This is a genomic window from Rhizobacter sp. P3_B12 (assembly GCF_056402895.1).
Genome location: NZ_JBFUGN010001684.1, coordinates 1 through 645 on the forward strand (window position 1 = coordinate 1; position 645 = coordinate 645).

Annotated in this window: 1 protein-coding gene; it reads left to right on the forward strand. The window is 73.8% G+C overall.

Going from position 1 to position 645, the window contains the following annotated elements; translation table 11 throughout:
- Positions 1-645: hypothetical protein (locus tag AC1D01_RS37665; protein ID WP_477875056.1), on the forward strand; the 645-nt coding region annotated here is incomplete at both ends.

The following is a 645-nucleotide window of genomic DNA, read 5'->3' on the forward strand; positions in this document are numbered from 1 at the left end:
CGCCAGACCACCGCGCGTGAGCTGCGGGAGGTCGGCGCCAGGCAGGCGTCGCAGGCGCTGAAGGATTCGCCCGAAGCGCTCGACGAGGTGCTCGACACGCTGGCCGACATGCATTTCCAGCTCGGCCTGTTCGACGAGGCCGGGCAGCTGCGGCTGCAGCGCGTCGAGGCGGCGCGGCGCTCGTTCGGTGCGCACGACGCACGGCTCGCCAGCGCGCTGCTCGCGTACGCCCGCGACGTGAACCACACCGACGACCGCGCCCGCGCGCTGGCCGCGATGGACGAAGCCCGGCAGGTGCTCGATGCGATCGGCGACGACGCGTCGGAGACGCGCGGCTGGATGTGGATCAACCGCGCCGAGATCGAGCAGTACGTGTCGCTGGCCGGCATGCGCGCTGCGGCGCAACAGGCGGTCGCGCATTTCCGGCAGCACCCGGCGCAGTGGTCGAGCGGCTACGAGGCGCTGCGCAACCTGGCGCGCTCGCACCACCTGGCCGGCGATGCGGCCACCGCGCAGGCGATGCTGAAGGAGGCGCTGGCCGAGATCGACCGGCACGAGGCATCGCCGTCCGCCTGGTCGGTGACGCCGCTGGTGCAGCTGGCCGAAGCGCAGGCGGCGGCGCGCGATTTCGGCGCGGCCGAGGGC